The following is a 19,531-nucleotide window of genomic DNA, read 5'->3' on the forward strand; positions in this document are numbered from 1 at the left end:
GAAAATATTTTTTGCCGCCTGTCATGCTGAGCTTGCGAAGTATCCTATCACGTTCGAACGATTCGTTCGGCGGGGATAAGATGCTTCGCAAGCTCAGCATGACAGGCTTTTTTATGGCTTACCACATCTACAGCACTACTAATCCGGCGAAGACAGTGCTGTATATCGGTGTCACAAATAGCCTGGCGCGCCGGCTGGCGTAGCACCAGGATAACCGGGGTAGCAACGACACTTTCGCGGGGCGGTATTTCTGATATAATTTGCTCTATTGTGAGTAGATGGCTGATATAACGGCTGCCGTTGGCCGGAAAAGGAGTTGAAAGGGTGGACGCGGACGAAGAAAGAGGCATTGATTGCGACGGTGAATCCGGAGTGGGAATTTTAGGTGGGGTAGGGCGTGACAAGATGCTTCGCGGGCTCAGCATGACAGGGAGGGGGTAGGGCCACTGGATATACTCAATAAAAACCGAACGCCTACCCCCATTGCTTGGGCCATTCCTTGAAAAACGGCTGGGCGGCCTCATTTTCAGGCTATGTGGAAAAATTCTAAATTTTTCCCTTTGTCTCCTAAAACCTAGGAACTAATTTCCAGCTTTGAAAGCCTACTGGCCTTAGCAAAGTCAGCTTCTATACGAATCAGTTGCTCACCTCAGCACTTCTTATAACATGCTTGTAATCAAACGCGATGGCCGCCGTGAGTCGGTCAAGTTCGACAAAGTCACCGCCCGTATTGAGAAGCTCTGCTACGGGCTGAATCAAAATTTCGTGTCGCCGATTGAGGTGGCTAAGAAAGTTATCGACGGTATATATGATGGCGTGACAACCATCGAGCTCGACAACCTGGCGGCTGAGACGGCCGCCTCGCTCACCACCCGGCACCCAGACTACGCCATTCTGGCGGCCCGCATCGCGGTGAGCAACCTGCACAAGGTGACCTCGAAGTCGTTTTCGAGCACTATGAAGCGCCTCTACACCTACGAGGACCCCAAGAATGGCGACAACGCTTCGCTGCTCGCCAAGGACGTGTGGGAGGTCATTCACAAGCACGCGCACACCCTGGACTCGGCCATTATCTACGACCGCGACTACAACTACGACTTTTTCGGCTTTAAGACCCTGGAGCGCTCGTACTTGCTGCGCCTCGATGGCAAGGTGGTGGAGCGCCCCCAGCACATGCTGATGCGCGTGTCGGTGGGTATTCACAAGGAGGATATCGACTCGGCCATCAAGACCTACAACATGATGAGCGAGCGCTGGATGACCCACGCTACCCCCACCTTGTTCAACGCCGGCACGCCCAAGCCGCAGATGTCGTCGTGCTTCCTGCTCACGGTGAAAGATGACTCGATTGAGGGTATCTACGAGACGCTGAAGGACTGCGCGCTGATTTCGCAATCGGCGGGCGGCATTGGGCTGGCCGTGCACAACGTGCGCGCCACGGGCTCCTACATCAAAGGCACCAACGGCAACTCGAACGGCCTGGTGCCGATGCTAAAGGTGTTCAACGACACGGCCCGCTACGTGGACCAGGGCGGCGGCAAGCGCAAGGGCGCGTTCGCCATTTACCTGGAGCCCTGGCACGCCGATATTTTCGAATTCCTGGACCTGAAGAAGAACCACGGCAAGGAGGAAATGCGCGCCCGCGACTTGTTTTACGCCCTCTGGACGCCCGACCTGTTTATGAAGCGCGTGGAAGCCAACGGCGACTGGACGCTGATGTGCCCCCACGAGTGCCCCGGCCTCGACACGGCCTGGGGCCCCGAGTTTGAGAAGATTTACACCAAGTACGAGCGGGAGGGTAGGGGCCGCAAAACCATCAAGGCGCAGGAGCTGTGGTTTGCCATCCTGGAAAGCCAGACCGAGACGGGCACGCCCTACATGCTCTTCAAGGATGCCGCCAACGGCAAGAGCAACCAGCAGAACCTGGGCACGATTAAGTCGAGCAACCTCTGCACCGAGATTATGGAGTACACCGACAAGGACGAGATTGCCGTGTGCAACCTCGCCTCGCTGGCCCTACCCCGCTACCTCGTGGAAGACGCCCAGGGCAACCTGACCTTCGACCACCAGACGCTCTACGACATCACGTACCAGACCACGCTGAACCTGAACAAGGTTATTGACGTGAACTACTACCCGGTGCCCGAAACGGCGCGCTCCAACTTCCGCCACCGGCCCATCGGGCTGGGCGTGCAGGGCCTGGCCGATACGTTTATCGCGCTGCGGATGCCCTTCGAGAGCGACGAGGCCAAGGGCCTGAACACGGATATCTTCGAGACGATTTACTTCGCCGCCATGACGGCCTCGAAGGACCTCGCTATGAAGGACGGCGCCTACGAAACCTTCCCCGGCTCGCCGCTCAGCGAGGGCAAGTTTCAGTTTGACCTCTGGGGCGTGACGCCGCAGTCGGGCCGCTGGGACTGGGAAACGCTGCGTGGCCAGGTAGTGGAGCACGGCGTGCGCAACTCGCTGCTGGTGGCGCCCATGCCCACCGCCAGCACCGCCCAGATACTCGGCAACAACGAGTCGTTTGAGCCCTACACCAGCAACATCTACGTGCGCCGCGTGCTCAGCGGCGAGTTTATGGTGGTGAACAAGCACCTGCTGAAAGACCTGGTGAAGCTGGGCCTCTGGAACGAGCAGATGAAGCAGGACATCATCGCGGCCAACGGCTCGGTGCAGAATATCCAGCGCGTGCCCCAGCACATCAAGGACCTGTACAAAACGGTGTGGGAGATTTCGCAGCGCACCATCATCGACATGGCCGCCGACCGGGGCGCCTACATCTGCCAGAGCCAGAGCCTGAACCTGCACGTGCAAAACGTGAACTTCGGCAAGCTCACCAGCATGCACTTCCACAGCTGGAAGCGCGGCCTCAAAACCGGCATGTACTACCTGCGCACCAAAGCCGCCGCCGACGCCATCAAGTTCACGGTAGAAAAGCAAGCCGCCGAAACCCTGGAGCCTATGTACGCCCAGAACCAAAGCGACATGGCCTGCTCGCTCGATAACCCGGACGCCTGCGAGGCGTGTGGGTCGTAGAGGGGGGTAGGGCATGAAGTCGATTCCCTATCAACAGTTCGTAGCCTTGCTGCGGGCGCTGGGGCTGGTCTTAGTTCGCACTGAGGCCAGCCACCAGCAATGGGACTTTCCGCCTGGCTCAGGAAAAAAGCTGCTTCGCACGATTACTATCCGCGACAAGGACAAAGATATTCCGATGCTGCACATGCACACCAACCTGAGCACGCTAGAATTATCAGGGATAGTGACCAAAGAGCAATTTAATAAGATGCTGGCGGAACAAGCGAATCCGAAAGCAGCTAAGGCAGCTCGTAAGCGTAAAGACAAAGAGTAGAAAATTAAAAAAGCCCTTGCCAGTACAGGCAAGGGCTTTTTTAATGAATTGGAGTAGGGTCGAAAACTAGGCTGGCAACAGCACTTCTTCGGTTAGGATGCGACGACGCTTAGCGGGCTGGTTGAGCAACGCGAGGGGTAGGCGCGGGGGCTCATAAAGAGGCTCAGGTTGCTTGAGCAGCCGCCAGCCCAGGGCTAACAGCAACTGGTCGAGGGTACCGCGCTCGGTCGTGTCTTTGATAAAAATGGCCAAGGCATCATCGAAAGCGGCTTGAGCTTCTTCCTCCGTATCGCCGTAGGACGATACTTCCAGCGCCGGGCAGTAGGCCACGTACTGGCCGCTGTCTTCGTCAAGCACGAGTACGACCTCTACTTGGGCCTTGGTGAGGCGGCCGCGGTGGTCGGTGGTGAGAGTAGCCATAAGAATAATGGATAGGGTAACTGTAAAGCTAGTACACGGTACAGTACCTTCAACAAGCGCACCCCCGGTTTCTGTTCGCGGCGCTTGGCAAAGTGCTAGCAGCGGAGTATATTTGAATTCTGTCGTAAACAGATGGAAAAGCAAGCTGCCGAAACCCTGGAGCCCATGTACGCCCAGAACCAAAGCGACATGGCCTGCTCGCTCGATAACCCCGACGCCTGCTAGGCATGTGGGTCGTAATTATGAAATTTAAAAAGGATATTCAATAAAAAAGCCTGCCTCAACTTTGAAGTCGGCTTTTTTATTGATAGACAATGGAATAAGCGTGTTGATTATATAGGATTTTTATTTATATTTGCTAATGATAACCAACGCTCATTACTAAGAAGATTGGATAGCCTATAAACAACAAAAACGCCCTCATAGTGGGCGTTTTTGAGAGAAACGTAAAACTTGGCGGTTCGATGGGGCTCTTCACCCCAGGGCACGTTTCAAAAAGGATGCGAATGTAAACACTGCACTCGAATCTACACTATGGAGCATCTGCTTAGTAGCTCTTTTTACTAAGCGTATTTCCCTATAATGTCATGGCTAAAAACACAGGCCAAAATTTTCGAATTGGTGCGGTAAAAGACCGTAGCCAGGTTTACAATCCAAGCAATGATACTTGGACTAAGAGAGGCCCCAATGGTCAGTTTATGGACCAGAAAGCTGATAATAAGCCCTTTAAAGGCGTAGCGAAGGAGTCTTAGAGCTTACTGAGAGGAGCGGTTGTCGAAAGATGGCCGCTCCTCTTTGCTTACATCCAAATCATTGAGAGCGTCATGAGAAAGAACTTAAATAAAATACCTGAACAGGTTGTAGCTGCCATAGCAGCTATCTCAGGAAATGAAGTTGTTGTAGCCACTGTTTTGAAAGTCAGTCAAGCAGACCTGCTACGTGGTAGACACAGAAACCTAGGACTGGGTTTTGAGAATGATGCTTTGGTGTTTGAACCAAACTTCATCCCGAATCCAGCAATTGGGCGCTATGCAAAAGCTAATACCGCAGGCAAAACCATAATTAGGAAAGACTTGCCTAAGGTCCACAAGACAATCTACATGGGTGAGAGGCCTATTTTTGGCGAGTACTCAAAAGGCACCTTTTCCCTTTATCAAACAAGGCTCATTTATCAGAAGCAATTCAAGCACCCTAGGCATCTAGCTGTTGCCATTGAGTTGCTAGATACTGCTGAAGAAAGCGGCGAGAAGCTTTTCACTATAACTGTGTCAGTTGATGAAGTGCTGGACAAGACAGCTGCTGATTTTGAAGAGCGTTTGCTTTTCAATCTGAATGTATTGCAGGAAGCGACATATAGCGCAGACGTCTTTAATGCGAGCGTATTTGCTGCAAATGCAACAGTGGCGGATTACCTTAAAACGCTGAACGTTGCTTGGGAAATTTTTCCACCAGGCGAACGAGATAGGGATTTGGAGAGAATTTTAGGCAAATACAGCAAGGTGACTGAAGAGCTCAAGAGGCAGATTCGGGAGCGTTATGATTTGCTGTTTAGCATTAAGCCGACTCCAGAGATTATACTCGGCGCAAGCGGCATAAGGAAGTACTTTGGGGCTCGCTTTGCTCCAGATTTAGCGGTGTTTGAAAACCTGGAATATGGTAACGCACTCTATGTCATGTATGAAAATTGGGCTGAACTCAGTAAGCTTAGTAGAACGGAAGTATTAAATCGCCCTGAAAAGGATTACACACGCATTGAACATAAAAGGGGATGGGAAAATCGCCTTAAGCAAGTAGTCGCATCTAAACTTGGTGATAATGAAACACCACAAGAACTTATGCCCGTCGCTGCATAGGCTAGTTTCTTAAGTTTCCCAGCCGCTGCCGCCCCCGGTAGCGGCTGCCGTGTTTTGGGGGGGTAGGGGGCGGGGCGCAGGTGGTAGCTGAGCCGCCGGGAAACGCCGGCTCGGCGGCGGGCTAGCGTAGTAGCTTTACTCGATGTTTGAAAACTACGAAATCGACTTTGGCAAGCTCAACCTGAACTGGCTACACAGCGTCCGAATTGAGTTGGATGAGATTCAGGAGTTGCTGCACCAGATAGGGCAGGCTTCGACGTATATTCGACCAGCCCGGCAATTTGAGCGCGTGGGCTATACCAATAGCCACCGGAAATTTATCGCGGTGCTTTTTACGTTAAACGACCAAACCCTCGTCATTGACGACGTAAACCTTGCCGATTATGGAGCCATTAGAATCGCCATCATCAAGCAATTCCTCGAAGAAACCAACTGACTTTTCGATGAATGGCCTTACCCAAGAAGAATGGGAAAAGGGCCGTATCAGTGGCCCGCTGAGCGATAAAGAGTTATTTGCCTATTTGAAAAAGATAGGTAAGCTACCCGCAAGCGCCGAATACAAATAAGCCTCCTAGCGCCGACCGCTGATGAAACCCTTCGCTGAGCTAGATACCGTGCAGCTGCAAAAAGCCCACCCAGAGTGCGGCCTGGCCGCTGGCGCATTGGGTACCGTCGTGCTGGTACACGCCCAAGGAGAAGCTTACGAAGTAGAATTTATTGGTCTCGACGGACACACGCAGGCCGTGCTGACGCTGCCCGCCGCTGAGGTGGCCGCCATCGTGCAGCCGTGGCGGCAGGCCGCTTAATTTTGATTTGCTTTTCAACAACACCCGCCACGCCTCTGCCTCTTTGGAAGCACGCGCACTAGGGCGGGTTTTTTGTTTCAGGACTAAGCAGCGTACTGCAAGGCGGCTTGTAAGTCGGCCACTTCTAAATCGGGCATTTCGGCTAACACCTGCCCGGCCGACAGGCCGGCGGCGAAGAGTTGCAGCACATCGGCCACGCGGATGCGTATGCCCCGAATGCAGGGCTGGCCGCCGCACTGGCGCGGATTGGTAGTGATGCGAGACAAGGCAGTTTCCATTGTGCCAAAGTAACCACAGTTTTCGCAGCCGCTGCCGCCCCTGGTAGCGGCTGACGGCTTTTCAGGCAGTACTTTACCGGCCTGATGTCCCTGAATTCTACCGAGCCGCGCGAGCCTTCGGCTGCCGTTGTGGCGGCTTACAACGCGGTGCCCAATGTAGTGTGGTCGGTGCTGGCGTTTGGGCCGCTGGTGGTCGCCTGCGCCCACTACGTGGAGCGGCCGTGGCTGTGGGTCGTGGTAGTGGTGAGCTTGTCGGCCTACGCGTGGCCAGTGGCTTGGCTGCGTCGCCTGCAGCTGAGCGGCCGGGTGGCGCAGTACGAGCGGCTGGGGGTGCCGGCCGTGGGGCGCCTGGCGCAGCAAGGCGCGCTGGTGAACCGGCTGCTGCGTCGGCGCTACCCCGGCTACCGGGTGCTGGCGGGGCTCCAGGGCGTGGCCCGGCTTGTTAGCGCTACTTACCAGCAGGAGCGGTTTCACTGGGCGGGGCTGGTGGGTTTTGGGCTGGTGAGCGGGCACGAGGCAGCGGTGGGGCACTGGGGCTGGGCGCTCGGGCTAACGGGGCTGAACGTGGGGTATAACCTGTACCCCATCTGGCTACAGCAGTACCTGCGCATTCGCCTGCGTCACTTGCCGCGCAGGGGGTAGGCGATACTGTTGCTTATAAGTGTTGATTTTTTTAGCTGCTGCCGCCCCGGTAGCGGCGGGCGGGTTTTTAACGTGCCCGCTGCTCCTTACCCCGGCCGTAAATTTGGGGTATGCAGATGCTCACTAGCCGGCCGCCGGTGCCGATATACCCGTTTGAGCGAGACGAAGCCACCGGCAGCAACTCGTTCTCCATTGCGCGCTCGGCGGGCGGGCTGCCCTACGAGGCCGACGTGCTGCTGCCGCACCGCAAGGCGTATTTCATGCTGGTGTTTACGAAGCACGCTACCGGCCGCCACTGGGTCGATGCCGTGCCCTACGTGCGCCAGGACCGAACGCTGTACTTCTCGACTCCTAGCCAGCTGCTGGTGAAGGAGGAGCCTACCCCCTTCTGGGGCACCCGCCTCACGTTTACGAGCGAGTTTCTGGCCTTGCAGCAAAACGCGGCGCTGCGCCACCTGCCGCTCATCCAGAACCCCCAAAACGGGCATGAGCTGCCCCTAACCGCCGCCGACGAAGCCGTGGTGGACGACCTGCTGGCCAAGATAGAGGCCGAATACCAGCGCCCCGGCGAGTGGCAGCACCAGATGCTGAGCGCCTACCTCACGGTGCTGCTCACCTACCTGAGCCGGCTCTATACCGAGCAGTTTCCGGGCGGCGAGCCGTCGGCCGACCAGCGGCTGTTGCGCACCTACCGGGCGAGGATTGAGACCCATTTTCACGAGTTGCACGAGGTGAGTGCGTATGCGGAAATGTTGCATATTTCGGCGGGGCACCTGAGCGAGGTGGTGAAGGCCCAGAGCGGCAAGTCGGCCATCAAGCACCTGCACGAGCGGCTGGTGCTGGAGGCCAAGCGCCTGCTCTTCTACACCCCGCAGTCGCTCAAAGAAATAGCCTTCGACCTGGGCTTTTCGGATGCTTCTTACTTCAATCGCTTCTTCAAGCGCGAAACCGGCCTGACGCCGGCCGAGTACCGGGCCAGCATCCGCAAAATGTACCAGTAGTACCGCGAAATAGGTGCTAGCCGCGCCAAACGGCCCTGGTAATTTTGTATTGTTAATCCATTGACAATCATTCAGCATGAAGACAGTCCTCATTACCGGTGCCAACCGAAGCATTGGCTTCGAAGCGGCCCGGCAGCTTCTCCAAAACGGCTACTACGTGTACCTCGGCAGCCGCGATTTAGCCAAAGGCCAGCAGGCCGTCGACCAATTGAAAGCGGAAGGTTTCGCCCAAGTCGAGCCCATCGAAATCGACGTGGCGGATGGTGCCTCCATCGCCGCCGCCCGCGCGGCCCTGGGCCAGAAAACGCCGGTACTGGACGTGCTCATCAACAATGCCGGCATTCTGGGCGGCATGGAGCAGCCGGCCACGAGCACCAGCCTCAGCACCATTAAGGAGGTGTTTGACACCAACGTGTTTGGCGTTATCGCGGTCACGCAGGCCTTTATCGACCTGCTGCGGCAGTCGCCGGCGCCGCGCATCGTCAACGTCACCTCCGGCCTGGGCTCGCTGACCTTGCACAACGACCCCAGCTGGAAGTACTACGCCGTGAAGGGCGCCGCCTACCAGCCCTCCAAGGCCGCCCTGAACGCCTACACCATTATGCTGGCCTACGAGCTGCGCGACACGCCCTTCAAGGTGAACGCCGTGGACCCCGGCTACACCGCCACCGACTTCAACCACCACAGCGGCCCCGGCAGTGTGCAGGATGCCGCCGCCTGCCTGGTAAAAGCCGCCCTGCTGGGCCCCGATGGCCCCACCAGCCAGTTTTTTAGCGACGATAATGCGCCGGAAACCGGCATCAGCCCCTGGTAACAAGCGGCCAGAAAAATGCGCCGTGCCAGCAGGTGATGCGGCCCCTACCCCCCTCGCGGGCCGCGGAGCCGGCGGGCGGGGGTAGGGGCCTGCGCCCGCCGGGGCTACCCCTTCAGCAAACCGTACTTGAGGATGCAGTAGATGGCCCGGAAGCCGTCGCGCCAGCCGATTTTTTTGCCCTCGGCGTAGGTGCGGCCGTAGTAGCTGATGCCCACTTCGTAGACCCGGATGTTGGGCACGCGCGCCATCTTGGCCGTGACTTCGGGCTCGAAGCCGAAGCGGTTTTCGACCAGCTTCAGGCCCTGTATGATGTCGCGCCGGAAGAGCTTGTAGCACGTTTCCATATCCGTCAGGTTCAGGTCGGTGCACATATTGGACAGGAAGGTGAGGACGTTGTTGCCGATGCTGTGCCAGAAAAACAGGATGCGGTGCGGGTTGCCGCCCATAAAGCGCGAGCCGAACACCACGTCGGCAAAGCCCCGCAGCACGGGCTTTATCAACAGGTTATACTCTTCGGGGTCGTACTCGAGGTCGGCATCCTGAATGATGACGTAGTCGCCGGTAGCCTCGCGGATGCCCGTGTGCAGGGCCGCGCCCTTGCCCTTGTTTACGGGGTGCTCCAGCAGGCGCAGGCCCAGGGCGGGGTAGCGGGCGGCGTAGGCCCGAATGGTATCGGCCGAGGCATCGGTCGAGCAGTCGTTGACCAGGATAATCTCCTTGCGGATGTTATGCACTAATTCCAGCTCGCGCAGCAGGTCCAGAATCTGGTGAATGGTGCGGGCCTCGTTGTAAACGGGGATGACGATGGAGAGCGTGTCGAATTTTACCAAAATCAGCAGCGGTAAGGGCGTGATAAAACTACACACCAGCCGGGCGAAAGTAGCCGCCGGCCGCCGCTCAGCCGTATGCGGAGGACACGCTTTAAGGCATCTCCTACCCCCTTACCTTGCTCCGAATGGCACTTACTGAAAACCCCCTGGGCGGGCGGCTGCCGCTGCTGCCGCCCGCCGCTCTCGACGCCGACCAGCACCAGCTTTATACCCAGCTTACCGACAAAATGGTGACCTGGGCCACTAAATCAGGCTTCCAGGCCGCTACGCCGGCCGGCGTGCTCATTGGGCCCTTCAACCCCATGCTGCGCAGCCCCCTCATCAGCCAGGCCGTGATGGCTATGAACGCGGCCGAGGGCGAGCACACCGCCCTCAGCGAGCGAGTGCGGCAGGTAATTATTCTCACCGTGGGCGCGGTGTGGCAGGCGGCCTACGAGCTGTATGCCCACACGGCGGTGGGCCGCCAGGCGGGCTTCGACGAGGCCACTATTCAGGCATTGGTGGCGGGCGAGAAGCCGGCCAGCTTGTCGGCCGAGGAGGGGGTAGCGTATGAGTTTACCCACCGCCTCAGCACCAAGCACCAGATTGACGCCGACCTCTACGGGCAGGCGCTGGCCGCTTTCGGCGAAAAAGGCGTGGTAGACATGATTTACCTGGCCGGGCAGTACATGATTATCAGTGGCTTGCTCAATACGTTTGCCGTGCCTGCGCCGGCCGCCGGCTAAGTTGCGTATACTCACGCCATGATTCCGCTGATTACCCACACGCCCCGCCTGCTCATCCTGGCCGCCAGCCGGGCGCTGCTCACCGCCGAGCTGCACAAGCCGCAGTATTTTCCGACCCTGCTGGGCGCTGCCCTACCCACCGACTGGCCGCCCGGCGACTACGACCGCGAGGCCATGGAATATTTCCTGGAAAAGCTCACGGCCGGGGGCCGCGACGCGGCGGGCTGGTACAACTGGTACGCCCTGCGCAAGGCCGAGGGCGACGTGCCCCGCACGCTGGTGGGCACGGGTGGCTTCACGGGCCCGCCCGACGCGGCGGGCATGGCCGAAATAGGCTACAGCATCGCGGCCGACTGGCGCGGCCAGGGCCTGGGCACCGAGCTGGTGGCCGGGCTGGTGCAGCAAGCCGCCGCCACCGGCGCGGTGCGCCAACTGGTGGCCCACGCGCAGCCCGAAAACCTCATTTCGCAGCGCGTGCTGCTGGCCAATGGCTTCACCTCCAGCGGCACCGACGTAGATGGCCGCCTGCGCTTCGAGCGCGCCGTGGAGCCCGCCCTACCCCTGCCTGCCACCACTTAGCGCCCCAGCAGCGCGGGCGTTTGCCTAGCTTACTATGATAATTCGGGACAAGAAAAGCTGGCTGCGGCTGCTGTTTGTGTGGCAGGGCTCGGTGCTGCCCCAGATACTGCCGCGCCTGCTGGCCCTGCTGGCGCTGGCCGTGGCGGTGGTGTACGTGCACGGCCGGCTGCTCACGTACAAGGTGCCGCTCACGGCCGCGCCGTTCACGCTGTTTGGGGTTACGCTGGCCATTTTTCTGGGCTTTTATAATAATGCCAGCTACGACCGCTTTTGGGAGGGCCGCAAGCAGTGGGGCGCGCTGCTGAACACCACCCGCTCGCTGCTGCGCCAGGCCCTTACGCTGGGCGGCTACCCGGCCGGCGCGCCCGAGCCCGCGCAGTTTGGGCGGCTGCTCATTGCCTGCACCTACGCCCTCAAGCACCAGCTGCGCCGCACCGACGCTACCCCCGACCTGGCGCGCCTGCTGCCTACCCCGCTGGCCCAGGCCGTAGGGCAGGCCACGTTCGGGCCCATCCGGCTGGTGCTGGAGCTGGGCCGCTGGGTGCAGCAGGGCCGCGAAAGCGCCCGCCTCGACCTGGCGCAGCAGCTGGCCTTCGAGCACAACTTCAACCTGCTGACCGACATTGTGGGGGCCTGCGAGCGGCTGGCGGGCACGCCCATTCCGTACACCTACAGCGTGATTTTGCACCGCACAGTGTACCTCTACTGCTTCCTGCTGCCCTTTGGGCTGGTCGATAGCCTGGGCTGGGTAACGCCGCTCATCGTGGTGTTTGTGGGCTACACGTTTATGGCCCTCGATGCCGTGATGCGCGAAATGGAGGAGCCGTTTGGGTCGGGCGCCAACGCGCTGGCCCTGACTGCCATGAGCCATTTTATCGAAACCACCCTGCTGGAAATGGTGGGCGAGCCCGCGCCGCCCGCGCCCGCCCGGCCCAGCCGCTACGTGGCCGATTAATACAGTTGGCTCAAAAATCAAGACATAAGAAAGCCCGGCTACCACAAGTAACCGGGCTTTCTTACGGCTGGAATAGCCGGTTATTTCTTCTGCGTTTTCACGCTTTTGCCGGAGGGCTTATCCTTGATAGTCGTTTGGTTGGCGTCCTCTTTCTGCTTGGTTTCGGGGTCGGTGTGGCTGGGGGTTTTGACGGTAGTGGCCATGGTAGTGGGGGTTGGGGAAAAGGAATATTGGGCGTTGTACGTAAAGGAGGGGGGTAGGGCTGACTGGCCGGCCGGGCGCGGCCCGATTTGAGCGAGGCGGCGGTATCTTGCTGGCAGGCCTGCCCTTCCCTGCGCTTATGTCGTATCGCCACACCGTCGGCTCCCGCACCTACGTTTTCGACGACCTGAAAACGCTGCTGGCGCGCGCTACCCCCCTGCGCGCCGGCGATGAGCTGGCCGGCGTGGCCGCCGCCACTTACGAGGAGCGCGTGGCCGCCCAGTATGCGCTGGCCGACGTGCCGCTGCGCACGTTTCTGACCGAAGCATTGGTGCCCTACGAGCAGGATGAGGTGACGCGCCTCATTATCGACACGCACGACGCGGCGGCGTTTGTGCCTATTGCCTCCTTCACGGTGGGCGAGCTGCGCGACTGGCTGGTATCGGATGCCGCCGACGGGGCCACGCTGGCGGTGCTGGCGCCCGGCCTCACGCCCGAGATGGTGGCCGCCGTGAGCAAGCTGCTGCGCAACCAGGAACTGATTGCCGTGGCCCGGCGCGTGGAGGTCATTACCCGCTTTCGCAATACGCTGGGGCTGCGCGGGCACCTGGCCACGCGCCTCCAGCCCAACCACCCCACCGACGACCTGCGCGGCATCGCGGCCAGCCTCGTCGATGGCCTGCTCTACGGCAGCGGCGACGCGGTGCTGGGCATCAACCCCGCCACCGACAACACCCGGCAGGTGGGCGACCTGCTGCGAATGCTCGACGGCGTGCGCCAGCAGTATGAGATTCCGACCCAAACCTGCGTGCTGTGCCACGTCACGACCGCGCTGGAGCTGATAAACCAAGGAGCGCCGGTCGATTTAACGTTTCAGTCCATTGCCGGTACCGAGGCGGCCAACCAGAGCTTCGGCATCAGCCTGAGTATGCTGGCCGAAGCCCACGAGGCCACGCTGGCGCTGGGCCGCGGCACGCTCGGCGACCACGTGATGTACTTCGAAACCGGCCAGGGCAGCGCGCTTTCGGCCAATGCCCACCACGGCCTCGACCAGCAAACCTGCGAGGCGCGGGCCTACGCCGTGGCCCGGCGCTATCGTCCGCTGCTCGTCAATTCGGTGGTCGGCTTCATTGGCCCCGAGTACCTCTACGATGGCAAGCAAATCATCCGGGCCGCGCTGGAGGACCACTTCTGCGCCAAGCTGCTGGGCCTGCCCATGGGCATGGACGTGTGCTACACCAACCACGCCGAGGCCGACCAGGACGACATGGACACCCTGCTCACGCTGCTGGGCGTGGCGGGCTGCAACTTCATCATGGGCGTGCCAGGCGCCGACGACATCATGCTCGGCTACCAGTCTACTTCCTTCCACGATGCGCTGTACCTGCGCCAGGCGCTGGGCCTGCGGCCCGCGCCCGAGTTTGCGGCCTGGCTGGTGCGGCAAGGCATTTTTGACGAGCGCGGGCGGCAGCTGCCGGCCACGGCGGCGCGGCTACTGGGGCAGCTGCCGGCGGCGCTGGGGTGAGGTCCGCCGCGGAGGCCGACCCCTACGCAAACGCCTGGTTAAGCACCCCCGCCAGCCGGATGCCAGCTTCCAGCAGGCGCTGGTGCAGCATGGCTGCGTGGACGGGGTAGTAGGCGTAGTCGAAGGTTGGGTTTTGGGCAGCTTCGGCGTAGAGAGGCTCGCTGAGCTGGTACGACTCGAAGAGCCAGGTGGCGGGCGGAGCCTGCTGCCACTCCCGCACCTGGGCGGGGCTGGCGTGGTCGTAGGTGGCGGCCAGCTCGGTGTAGGTCATGCCCTCGTAGTCGAGCAGGGCGCTGTCCCATAGGCTGTGTAGGTTCAGGTCTTTGCCCTGAAACTTGACCAGCACCTTGTTGCCGCCCGAGTCGTCGGCGTGGCCGGCGTGCATGGGCTGGTGCACATCGCCCACCAGATGCACCAAAAACTTGAGGGCAAAGAGGCGGTCGGCCGCCGGCTTGCTGCGGTCTTGCAGCTGCCGTTGCATCTGCTGGATGGCCAGGTAAGCATTGGCCTGCTTCATCGTGTCGATAGTGGCCACGTACTGCGCGTAGGGCAGGCGGGGCGTGGTATCGAGGTAGTGCCAGGGCGACGTGTACTTGAAGGCGGGGTAGGGCCGGATTTCGTCGGGAAAGGTGCTGACCAGCGGCAGGGTTTCGCCGGCCAGCAGCGCCGCAATTTCGCGCTTGGCCTTGGGCGTGAGGTGGTTTTCGGCGATGCGCGCAATGGTGCGGTGGCCCACCACGCCCCAGGCGCAGGCATCAAACGTGAATAAGCTCAGGCAAAGAAAAAGAACAGAAATGCGGAAAAGAGACATGCTGGAAAGGCTGAAAGAACGGGTAAAAAACGGGTAAAGCAGGGAGTAATTCGTGAAAAAGCCGGCCGCCTACTTCAGGCACGGCCGGCTTTTTAGGAGGGGGTAGGGGCCGCTAGTTGAAGCTGTAGCGCAGGCCCACCTGCATGTAGTAGGTCGAGGACAGGCTCACCGCGTCGCGGAAGGTGTTGGTGAGCAGCTGGCCGGTCACGGCGTCGCGGCCGAAGCGGAAGGTAGGCTTGGGGCTGGTGGCGGCCGTAGTGAGGTTATTCACGTTCTGGGGCTCCAGGAAGTTGTTGAAGGTGAGCTGCTGCACGCGGCCCCAGTTGTTGTTCAGCAGGTTTCCCACATTGAAGATATCCAGGCTCACTTGCAGCGAGTTGCGCTTGCCGCCGATGTTGGTGAAGATGTCCTGGAGAATTTTCACGTCTACCTGACTGCGCCAGGGGAACTGCGCGCCGTTGCGCTCGGCATAGCTGCCTTGGTGCTTGCTCAGGTAGGGGTCCTGCTTGATGAAGGCGAAGAAGGCATCGCTCTGCTGCTGAGCCGTAAACTGCGTTTGCAGCGTGGCGCCGCTACCCGTGGTCACGGGCACGAAGGTGATTTCCGACGGGTCTTTCGGGATGTAAATCAGGTCGGCGTTGGCACCGTCGCGGTTGAAGTCGGTCGAGTACAGATACGAGTAGCGGCCCTGCGTGGCGCCCTCGTAGAAGAAGGAGAAGGTAGTGGCCAAATGGCCCAGGTACTCGGCCCGGTACGAGAGCGAGCCGATGACGCGGTGAGGCAGGGTGTTGCCGTTGTAGCTCAGCGGCAGGTTATTCGAGCCATTAACGGTGGCCGTGCCCTGCCAGGCCGACAGCGGCTGGTCGCCGCCACCGTCGTACAGGTTCTGGGCATCGGTGTAGGTGTAGGCTACCGAGCCGAACAGGTTGTTGTTGAACTGCTTATCCAGCTTGCCGGTCAGCGAGAAATAGTAGCCCTTCGACGCATTGCCGAGCACGATGGTATTGTAGGCGCCGGTGCCATTGGCCGCCCCAGTGGCTACTGGCTGGCCCGCATTGGTGAGCGGGTTCACAAACTTGGTGCTGTTGGTGCTGGGGTAAATCAGGCGGTTGTCGGCGTAGCCGCTTGTGCCCAGGTTTTGCGGGCTTACCAGGTTGGCGTTGCGGAAGATGGCCGCGTTGATGTCGCGGTTCACAATGGCCTCCACGCTGCCCACGATGCCGCCGGGCAGCCGGGTATCGAGGGCCAGGCTGCTTTTCCACACCTGCGGAAAGCGAAAGTCACTGGCCAGCGACGAAGTAGTGCTGGGGATAACCGTGCCGGCGGCTGGCACCGTAGCCGGGCGATAGGCCGTGGGGTCGGGGTTGAAAGGACCCGGCACGTTGGCCGCCCCCGAAAACTGCTGCGTGATTTGCAGCGTGCCCGCGTCGCCGGCCTGGCTCACAATCCAGACGTAGGGCACGCGGCCCGTGAAAATGCCTGAGCCGCCGCGCAGCTGTACCGTGCGGTTGCCGAGCACGTCGAGGTTGAAGCCCAGGCGCGGCGAGTACAGCACCTGGTTGCCGGGTAGGGCGGCCACGTCCACCTTCTCCTGGTTGGCAAAGGTGAGGCCCGCCACCAGCGGGAAGTTGCGCAGCGACTGGTCGTAGTGCGTGAGGTCCACGCGCAGGCCGGGCGTGATGCGCAGGCGGTCGCTCACGGCAATCTCATCCTGCAAGTACAGCGAATACTGCTGGTACTTAAAGGTCGGGAAGGCCTGCGAGTAATCGGAGGTGAGGGGGTAGGTGATGCCAAAATCGAGCGGCTTAACCCCATTCTTGAAATCATCAAACGAGGCAAACGTGTAGTAGCCCGTGCCGAAGCGCTGGAAGCCGTTTTTGGTGGTGCTGGCGTCAACCTGGAAGCCGGCCGTGATATTGTTGCGGCCCAGCAGGGCGTTAAAATCGTCCTTCACGGAGTAGATTTTCACGTCGCGCAGGTTGCCGTAGGTGAACAGCTCGGTGCCAAACGAGGTAAACGGCGTGCCGTCGGGGCCCAGAATATCCACGAACGGAAACAGGCTGCTCGGCGAGCTGCGTGGGTCGTTTTGGCGGGTGAACGTGCCGCGCAGGGTGTTGGTAGTGGTGCCGCGCTTACCGAAGGTCGAGTTCAGCTCGGCCGCGCCCGAGTAAAAGTTAGCCTCCTGAAAATACGTGGCATTTTGGTAGAAAAGCGCCGTGTTCTGCTGGCGGTTGCCGCCGCCGGGGTAGGCCCCAAACGGGCTGCGCGAGGTGCTCGGAAAGTTGGTTTGTTTGCTCTCTACCTGGCTGTAGCGGATATTGAAGTGGTGGCGCGAGCTGATGTTCCAGTCCAGGCGGCCCAGGATTTTAGTGCGCGGCGCCGTGAGGCTGTAGCCTTGGTAGGGGCCGGTTTCGTAGCCATACTTCTCGCGCAGGTAGGTGCTGATGTCGTCCAACTGGGTGGCCGTGGGGCGTGCGATGTTGGTGTTGCCGCTGCCGAAGGGCGCGGCATCGGTGGCGGCCACGCGCTGCTGGCCGGGCGTGCGGTTTTCCTCGTTCTCGTAGTTGCCAAAGAAGAACAGTTTGTTCTTGATAATCGGGCCGCCAAGGCGCGCGCCGTACTGATAAAAGCGCTGGTCTTGCAGCGTCACATTCTGGTCGCCCACGCGGCTGCCCTGGTACTTCTGGTTGCGGAAGTAGCCATACACTGAGCCCGCGAAGTCGTTGGTGCCGGCGCGGGTTACGGCATTAATGGCCGCCCCCGTGAAGCCCGACTGTCGCACATCGAACGGCGTCACGTTCACCGAAATCTCCTCGATGGCGTCGAGCGAGATGGGCGCGCCGCCGGCCGGCAGGTTGCCCCCGATGCCAAAGTTGTTGTTGAAGTCCGAGCCATCCACGCTAAAGTAGTTCGAGCGATTACTACCCCCTCCAATGGCCCCCGACGAGCCCGCCGCCTGCGGCGTAAGGCGCGTAAAGTCGTTGAGCGAGCGTGTGATAGACGGCAGCCGCTGCAAGGCATTGCGGTCGATGGTGGTGATGGCCCCGGTCTTGTCCGAGTTTAGGATGGAGCGCGGGTTGTTGGCCGTCACCACCACTTCCTGCAGCTGGGCGCTCTCGGCCGAGAGCGTTACGTTGAGCACGTACGGCTGGCCCAGGGCCAGCTCGATACCGGTGCGGGTAGTGCTGCGATAGCCCACGTAGCTGATTTCGACGGTGTAGGGCCCGCCAATGCGCATGTTCTGAATGGTAAAGCGCCCCTCGCCATTGGTAGCCACGCCGTAGCTGGTGCCGCTGGGCGTGTGCACGGCCCGCACCGTGGCCCCAATCGAGGGCTGGCCCTGAGCGTCTTTGATGAGGCCGGTCAGGCTGCTGGTCGTCACCTGGGCGGCGCTGCTCAGGGCCAGCAGCAGCAGCCCAAGCAGGAAGGATAAACGTTGGGTCATGGAAAAATGAATTGGGTAAAAAACGGAGGGGTAGGGAGTAGTAGAGTTTTGAAAGTCAAGCTGTTTAATAGAGTAAAGCATCAGTTATTCCCGGAGAAATGAAATCACCAATTCTTAAAATGCAAAATTCCTCCTCCACTATTTCCTGAATGTTTCGTGAAAGTCAGGTTAGCTTTATCAATGGCCCGGTGGCCGGGGGCCGGGGCGCGGCCGGCCACCGGCCACCGGGAGCAGGGCTAGCCGCTGAGTGGCCTGCCAGTCAGTTACTTTTGGAGAAACCCGCCCGCGGTGCGCGTCCTTCCTGCCTCATGCCCGACCTGCCCAGCCGCCCTACCCCCTCGCCGGAGCCCGATCCCTGGGCCGGCCTGCGCGCCTTCACGGCGGCCCGCATCGGGCTGGGGCGCAGCGGCACCAGCGTGCCCCTGCGCGAGGCGCTGGCGTTTCGGCTGGCGCACGCCTACGCCCGCGATGCTGTGTATTCGGAGCTGGATAAAGCGCTGCCAGCTGCGTTGGGTGAGCTGGGTCTGCCGGTGCTGGAAGTGCGTAGCCAGGCTGCCACCCGCCCCGAGTACCTGCGGCGCCCCGACCGCGGCCGGCAGCTCGACGAAGCTAGCCGCACCCACTTGGCCGACGCCACCGCGGACGAATGTGACCTAGTAGTGGTGCTGGCCGATGGCCTCTCGGCCACGGCCGGTAACCAGCACGCCCTACCCCTGTTGCGCCGGCTGGTACCCCTGCTGCTGCAAGCCGGCTTCTGCCTGGGCCCGCTGGTGCTGGCCGAGCAGGCGCGCGTGGCCCTCGGCGACGAGGTAGGCCACCTGCTGCGTGCCCGGCTGGTGCTGGTGCTCATCGGCGAGCGGCCCGGCCTGAGCGCGCCCGACAGCCTGGGCGCATACTTCACCTACGGCCCCCGGCCCGGCCTCACCGACGAGGCCCGCAACTGTGTGTCCAATATCCGGCCCGCCGGCCTGGGCTACGGCGCGGCGGCCGACAAGCTCTTCTATCTACTAAATGAAGCGCTGCGGCGGCAGCTGTCGGGGGTAGGGCTGAAGGATGAGTCGGGCCTGCTGGCCGGGCCGGGTGTGCCCGCGCTGGAATAGGCCGGCTAGGAAAGCCTCCAGAGTTATTAAGTTCTCGCGCCTCGCCCTCCGCGTGACCTCACCCCCTAGCCCCCTCTCCCGTGGAGAGGGGGGACTAGTGGTCTGACAGTTTAATTTCGTTAGTTACTTTGGTCAGTTCAGCGTATCTGTTTTTCAACTTATCGCGGGCCTTTTCGGTGGTGAAAGACCAA

Annotated in this window: 21 protein-coding genes; 15 read left to right on the forward strand and 6 right to left on the reverse strand. The window is 60.5% G+C overall.

What is annotated here, in order from left to right; translation table 11 throughout:
• Window positions 1-666: 666 nt before the first annotated feature.
• Both E4631_RS09655 and E4631_RS09660 read left to right on the forward strand, forming a co-directional pair.
• A complete protein-coding gene (locus tag E4631_RS09655) occupies window positions 667-3,042 on the forward strand; it encodes a ribonucleoside-diphosphate reductase subunit alpha (RefSeq protein ID WP_133656051.1) in 2,376 nt (791 codons plus the stop codon).
• Window positions 3,043-3,055: 13 nt separating this feature from the next.
• Window positions 3,056-3,355, forward strand: coding sequence for a hypothetical protein (locus tag E4631_RS09660; RefSeq protein WP_174805438.1), 300 nt, complete (start codon window positions 3,056-3,058; stop codon window positions 3,353-3,355).
• Between the two features lie 66 nt (window positions 3,356-3,421).
• On the opposite strand, the gene E4631_RS09665 is transcribed toward E4631_RS09660, so the two are convergent.
• Window positions 3,422-3,775, reverse strand: coding sequence for a type II toxin-antitoxin system HicB family antitoxin (locus E4631_RS09665; RefSeq protein WP_133656050.1), 354 nt, complete (start codon window positions 3,773-3,775; stop codon window positions 3,422-3,424).
• A gap of 587 nt (window positions 3,776-4,362) precedes the next feature.
• Here E4631_RS09665 and E4631_RS26250 point away from each other — a divergent pair.
• The 5 genes from E4631_RS26250 to E4631_RS09680 all read left to right on the forward strand — a co-directional run bounded on the left by E4631_RS26250 (window position 4,363) and on the right by E4631_RS09680 (window position 6,434).
• The gene (locus E4631_RS26250) at window positions 4,363-4,527 is read left to right on the forward strand and encodes a hypothetical protein (protein ID WP_205704222.1); all 165 of its coding nucleotides are present in this window, start codon (window positions 4,363-4,365) and stop codon (window positions 4,525-4,527) included.
• Between the two features lie 72 nt (window positions 4,528-4,599).
• Complete coding sequence (locus E4631_RS09670) at window positions 4,600-5,628, forward strand: hypothetical protein (protein ID WP_133656049.1); 1,029 nt, start codon at window positions 4,600-4,602, stop codon at window positions 5,626-5,628.
• 142 nt (window positions 5,629-5,770) lie between these two features.
• A complete protein-coding gene (locus E4631_RS09675) occupies window positions 5,771-6,064 on the forward strand; it encodes a hypothetical protein (protein ID WP_133656048.1) in 294 nt (97 codons plus the stop codon).
• 7 nt (window positions 6,065-6,071) lie between these two features.
• Window positions 6,072-6,194, forward strand: a complete 123-nt coding sequence (locus E4631_RS26765) for a hypothetical protein (protein WP_262709789.1) — start codon at window positions 6,072-6,074, stop codon at window positions 6,192-6,194.
• 21 nt (window positions 6,195-6,215) lie between these two features.
• A complete protein-coding gene (locus tag E4631_RS09680; protein ID WP_133656047.1) occupies window positions 6,216-6,434 on the forward strand; it encodes a DUF4926 domain-containing protein in 219 nt (72 codons plus the stop codon).
• Between the two features lie 83 nt (window positions 6,435-6,517).
• Here E4631_RS09680 and E4631_RS09685 read toward each other — a convergent pair whose 3' ends face one another.
• Window positions 6,518-6,712 carry a DUF433 domain-containing protein gene (locus E4631_RS09685; RefSeq protein ID WP_133656046.1) on the reverse strand — a complete coding sequence of 65 codons (195 nt, stop codon included), beginning with the start codon at window positions 6,710-6,712 and terminating at the stop codon, window positions 6,518-6,520.
• Between the two features lie 84 nt (window positions 6,713-6,796).
• Here E4631_RS09685 and E4631_RS09690 point away from each other — a divergent pair, with 84 nt between their 5' ends.
• The 3 genes from E4631_RS09690 to E4631_RS09700 all read left to right on the forward strand — a co-directional run bounded on the left by E4631_RS09690 (window position 6,797) and on the right by E4631_RS09700 (window position 9,169).
• The gene (locus E4631_RS09690) at window positions 6,797-7,354 is read left to right on the forward strand and encodes a hypothetical protein (RefSeq protein ID WP_133656045.1); all 558 of its coding nucleotides are present in this window, start codon (window positions 6,797-6,799) and stop codon (window positions 7,352-7,354) included.
• 110 nt (window positions 7,355-7,464) lie between these two features.
• Complete coding sequence (locus E4631_RS09695) at window positions 7,465-8,355, forward strand: AraC family transcriptional regulator (protein ID WP_133656044.1); 891 nt, start codon at window positions 7,465-7,467, stop codon at window positions 8,353-8,355.
• Window positions 8,356-8,431: 76 nt separating this feature from the next.
• Window positions 8,432-9,169: an SDR family oxidoreductase gene (locus E4631_RS09700; protein ID WP_133656043.1), complete on the forward strand. Its 738-nt coding sequence runs from the start codon at window positions 8,432-8,434 to the stop codon at window positions 9,167-9,169.
• A 104-nt stretch (window positions 9,170-9,273) separates the two neighbouring features.
• Here the strand turns inward: E4631_RS09700 and E4631_RS09705 are convergent, their stop codons facing one another.
• Entirely contained in the window at window positions 9,274-9,999 is a 726-nt protein-coding gene (locus E4631_RS09705; RefSeq protein WP_133656042.1) for a glycosyltransferase family 2 protein, read from the reverse strand.
• A 125-nt stretch (window positions 10,000-10,124) separates the two neighbouring features.
• On the opposite strand from E4631_RS09705, the gene E4631_RS09710 reads away from it, so the two are divergent.
• The 3 genes from E4631_RS09710 to E4631_RS09720 are packed head-to-tail and all read left to right on the forward strand — an operon-like array spanning window position 10,125 to window position 12,258.
• Window positions 10,125-10,724 (forward strand): carboxymuconolactone decarboxylase family protein, encoded by a 600-nt coding sequence (locus tag E4631_RS09710; RefSeq protein WP_133656041.1) that lies wholly within the window; start codon window positions 10,125-10,127, stop codon window positions 10,722-10,724.
• Between the two features lie 18 nt (window positions 10,725-10,742).
• On the forward strand, window positions 10,743-11,303 hold the full coding sequence (locus E4631_RS09715) for a GNAT family N-acetyltransferase (protein WP_133656040.1): 561 nt from the start codon (window positions 10,743-10,745) through the stop codon (window positions 11,301-11,303).
• A gap of 34 nt (window positions 11,304-11,337) precedes the next feature.
• Complete coding sequence (locus E4631_RS09720; RefSeq protein ID WP_133656039.1) at window positions 11,338-12,258, forward strand: bestrophin family protein; 921 nt, start codon at window positions 11,338-11,340, stop codon at window positions 12,256-12,258.
• An 80-nt stretch (window positions 12,259-12,338) separates the two neighbouring features.
• On the opposite strand, the gene E4631_RS26770 is transcribed toward E4631_RS09720, so the two are convergent.
• Window positions 12,339-12,461 (reverse strand): hypothetical protein, encoded by a 123-nt coding sequence (locus tag E4631_RS26770; protein WP_262709790.1) that lies wholly within the window; start codon window positions 12,459-12,461, stop codon window positions 12,339-12,341.
• A gap of 137 nt (window positions 12,462-12,598) precedes the next feature.
• Here E4631_RS26770 and E4631_RS09725 point away from each other — a divergent pair, with 137 nt between their 5' ends.
• Window positions 12,599-13,984, forward strand: coding sequence for an ethanolamine ammonia-lyase subunit EutB (locus E4631_RS09725; protein ID WP_133656038.1), 1,386 nt, complete (start codon window positions 12,599-12,601; stop codon window positions 13,982-13,984).
• Window positions 13,985-14,006: 22 nt separating this feature from the next.
• Here the strand turns inward: E4631_RS09725 and E4631_RS09730 are convergent, their stop codons facing one another.
• Both E4631_RS09730 and E4631_RS09735 read right to left on the reverse strand, forming a co-directional pair.
• Entirely contained in the window at window positions 14,007-14,795 is a 789-nt protein-coding gene (locus E4631_RS09730) for a S1/P1 nuclease (protein WP_133656037.1), read from the reverse strand.
• 112 nt (window positions 14,796-14,907) lie between these two features.
• On the reverse strand, window positions 14,908-18,240 hold the full coding sequence (locus E4631_RS09735) for a TonB-dependent receptor (RefSeq protein ID WP_240734794.1): 3,333 nt from the start codon (window positions 18,238-18,240) through the stop codon (window positions 14,908-14,910).
• Window positions 18,241-18,548: 308 nt separating this feature from the next.
• Between E4631_RS09735 and eutC the strand changes: the two genes are divergently transcribed.
• On the forward strand, window positions 18,549-19,340 hold the full coding sequence (gene eutC, locus E4631_RS09740) for an ethanolamine ammonia-lyase subunit EutC (RefSeq protein WP_133656182.1): 792 nt from the start codon (window positions 18,549-18,551) through the stop codon (window positions 19,338-19,340).
• The last annotated feature ends 191 nt before the right edge of the window (window positions 19,341-19,531 follow it).

This window comes from Hymenobacter sp. UV11, assembly GCF_004684095.1.
GTDB lineage: Bacteria > Bacteroidota > Bacteroidia > Cytophagales > Hymenobacteraceae > Hymenobacter.

What these genes read in the sequence shown, in the direction of transcription:
- E4631_RS09725 (WP_133656038.1), top strand. Translation starts at nt 12,599, where the DNA reads ATGTCGTATCGCCACACCGTCGGCTCCCGCACCTACGTTTTCGACGAC.
- E4631_RS09685 (WP_133656046.1), bottom strand. Translation starts at nt 6,712, where the DNA reads ATGGAAACTGCCTTGTCTCGCATCACTACCAATCCGCGCCAGTGCGGC.
- E4631_RS09670 (WP_133656049.1), top strand. Translation starts at nt 4,600, where the DNA reads ATGAGAAAGAACTTAAATAAAATACCTGAACAGGTTGTAGCTGCCATA.
- E4631_RS09690 (WP_133656045.1), top strand. Translation starts at nt 6,797, where the DNA reads ATGTCCCTGAATTCTACCGAGCCGCGCGAGCCTTCGGCTGCCGTTGTG.
- E4631_RS09675 (WP_133656048.1), top strand. Translation starts at nt 5,771, where the DNA reads ATGTTTGAAAACTACGAAATCGACTTTGGCAAGCTCAACCTGAACTGG.
- E4631_RS09680 (WP_133656047.1), top strand. Translation starts at nt 6,216, where the DNA reads ATGAAACCCTTCGCTGAGCTAGATACCGTGCAGCTGCAAAAAGCCCAC.
- E4631_RS26770 (WP_262709790.1), bottom strand. Translation starts at nt 12,461, where the DNA reads ATGGCCACTACCGTCAAAACCCCCAGCCACACCGACCCCGAAACCAAG.
- E4631_RS09735 (WP_240734794.1), bottom strand. Translation starts at nt 18,240, where the DNA reads ATGACCCAACGTTTATCCTTCCTGCTTGGGCTGCTGCTGCTGGCCCTG.
- E4631_RS26250 (WP_205704222.1), top strand. Translation starts at nt 4,363, where the DNA reads ATGGCTAAAAACACAGGCCAAAATTTTCGAATTGGTGCGGTAAAAGAC.
- E4631_RS09660 (WP_174805438.1), top strand. Translation starts at nt 3,056, where the DNA reads ATGAAGTCGATTCCCTATCAACAGTTCGTAGCCTTGCTGCGGGCGCTG.
- E4631_RS09710 (WP_133656041.1), top strand. Translation starts at nt 10,125, where the DNA reads ATGGCACTTACTGAAAACCCCCTGGGCGGGCGGCTGCCGCTGCTGCCG.
- E4631_RS09720 (WP_133656039.1), top strand. Translation starts at nt 11,338, where the DNA reads ATGATAATTCGGGACAAGAAAAGCTGGCTGCGGCTGCTGTTTGTGTGG.
- E4631_RS09665 (WP_133656050.1), bottom strand. Translation starts at nt 3,775, where the DNA reads ATGGCTACTCTCACCACCGACCACCGCGGCCGCCTCACCAAGGCCCAA.
- E4631_RS09715 (WP_133656040.1), top strand. Translation starts at nt 10,743, where the DNA reads ATGATTCCGCTGATTACCCACACGCCCCGCCTGCTCATCCTGGCCGCC.
- E4631_RS09695 (WP_133656044.1), top strand. Translation starts at nt 7,465, where the DNA reads ATGCAGATGCTCACTAGCCGGCCGCCGGTGCCGATATACCCGTTTGAG.
- eutC (WP_133656182.1), top strand. Translation starts at nt 18,549, where the DNA reads ATGCCCGACCTGCCCAGCCGCCCTACCCCCTCGCCGGAGCCCGATCCC.
- E4631_RS09700 (WP_133656043.1), top strand. Translation starts at nt 8,432, where the DNA reads ATGAAGACAGTCCTCATTACCGGTGCCAACCGAAGCATTGGCTTCGAA.
- E4631_RS09655 (WP_133656051.1), top strand. Translation starts at nt 667, where the DNA reads ATGCTTGTAATCAAACGCGATGGCCGCCGTGAGTCGGTCAAGTTCGAC.
- E4631_RS26765 (WP_262709789.1), top strand. Translation starts at nt 6,072, where the DNA reads ATGAATGGCCTTACCCAAGAAGAATGGGAAAAGGGCCGTATCAGTGGC.
- E4631_RS09730 (WP_133656037.1), bottom strand. Translation starts at nt 14,795, where the DNA reads ATGTCTCTTTTCCGCATTTCTGTTCTTTTTCTTTGCCTGAGCTTATTC.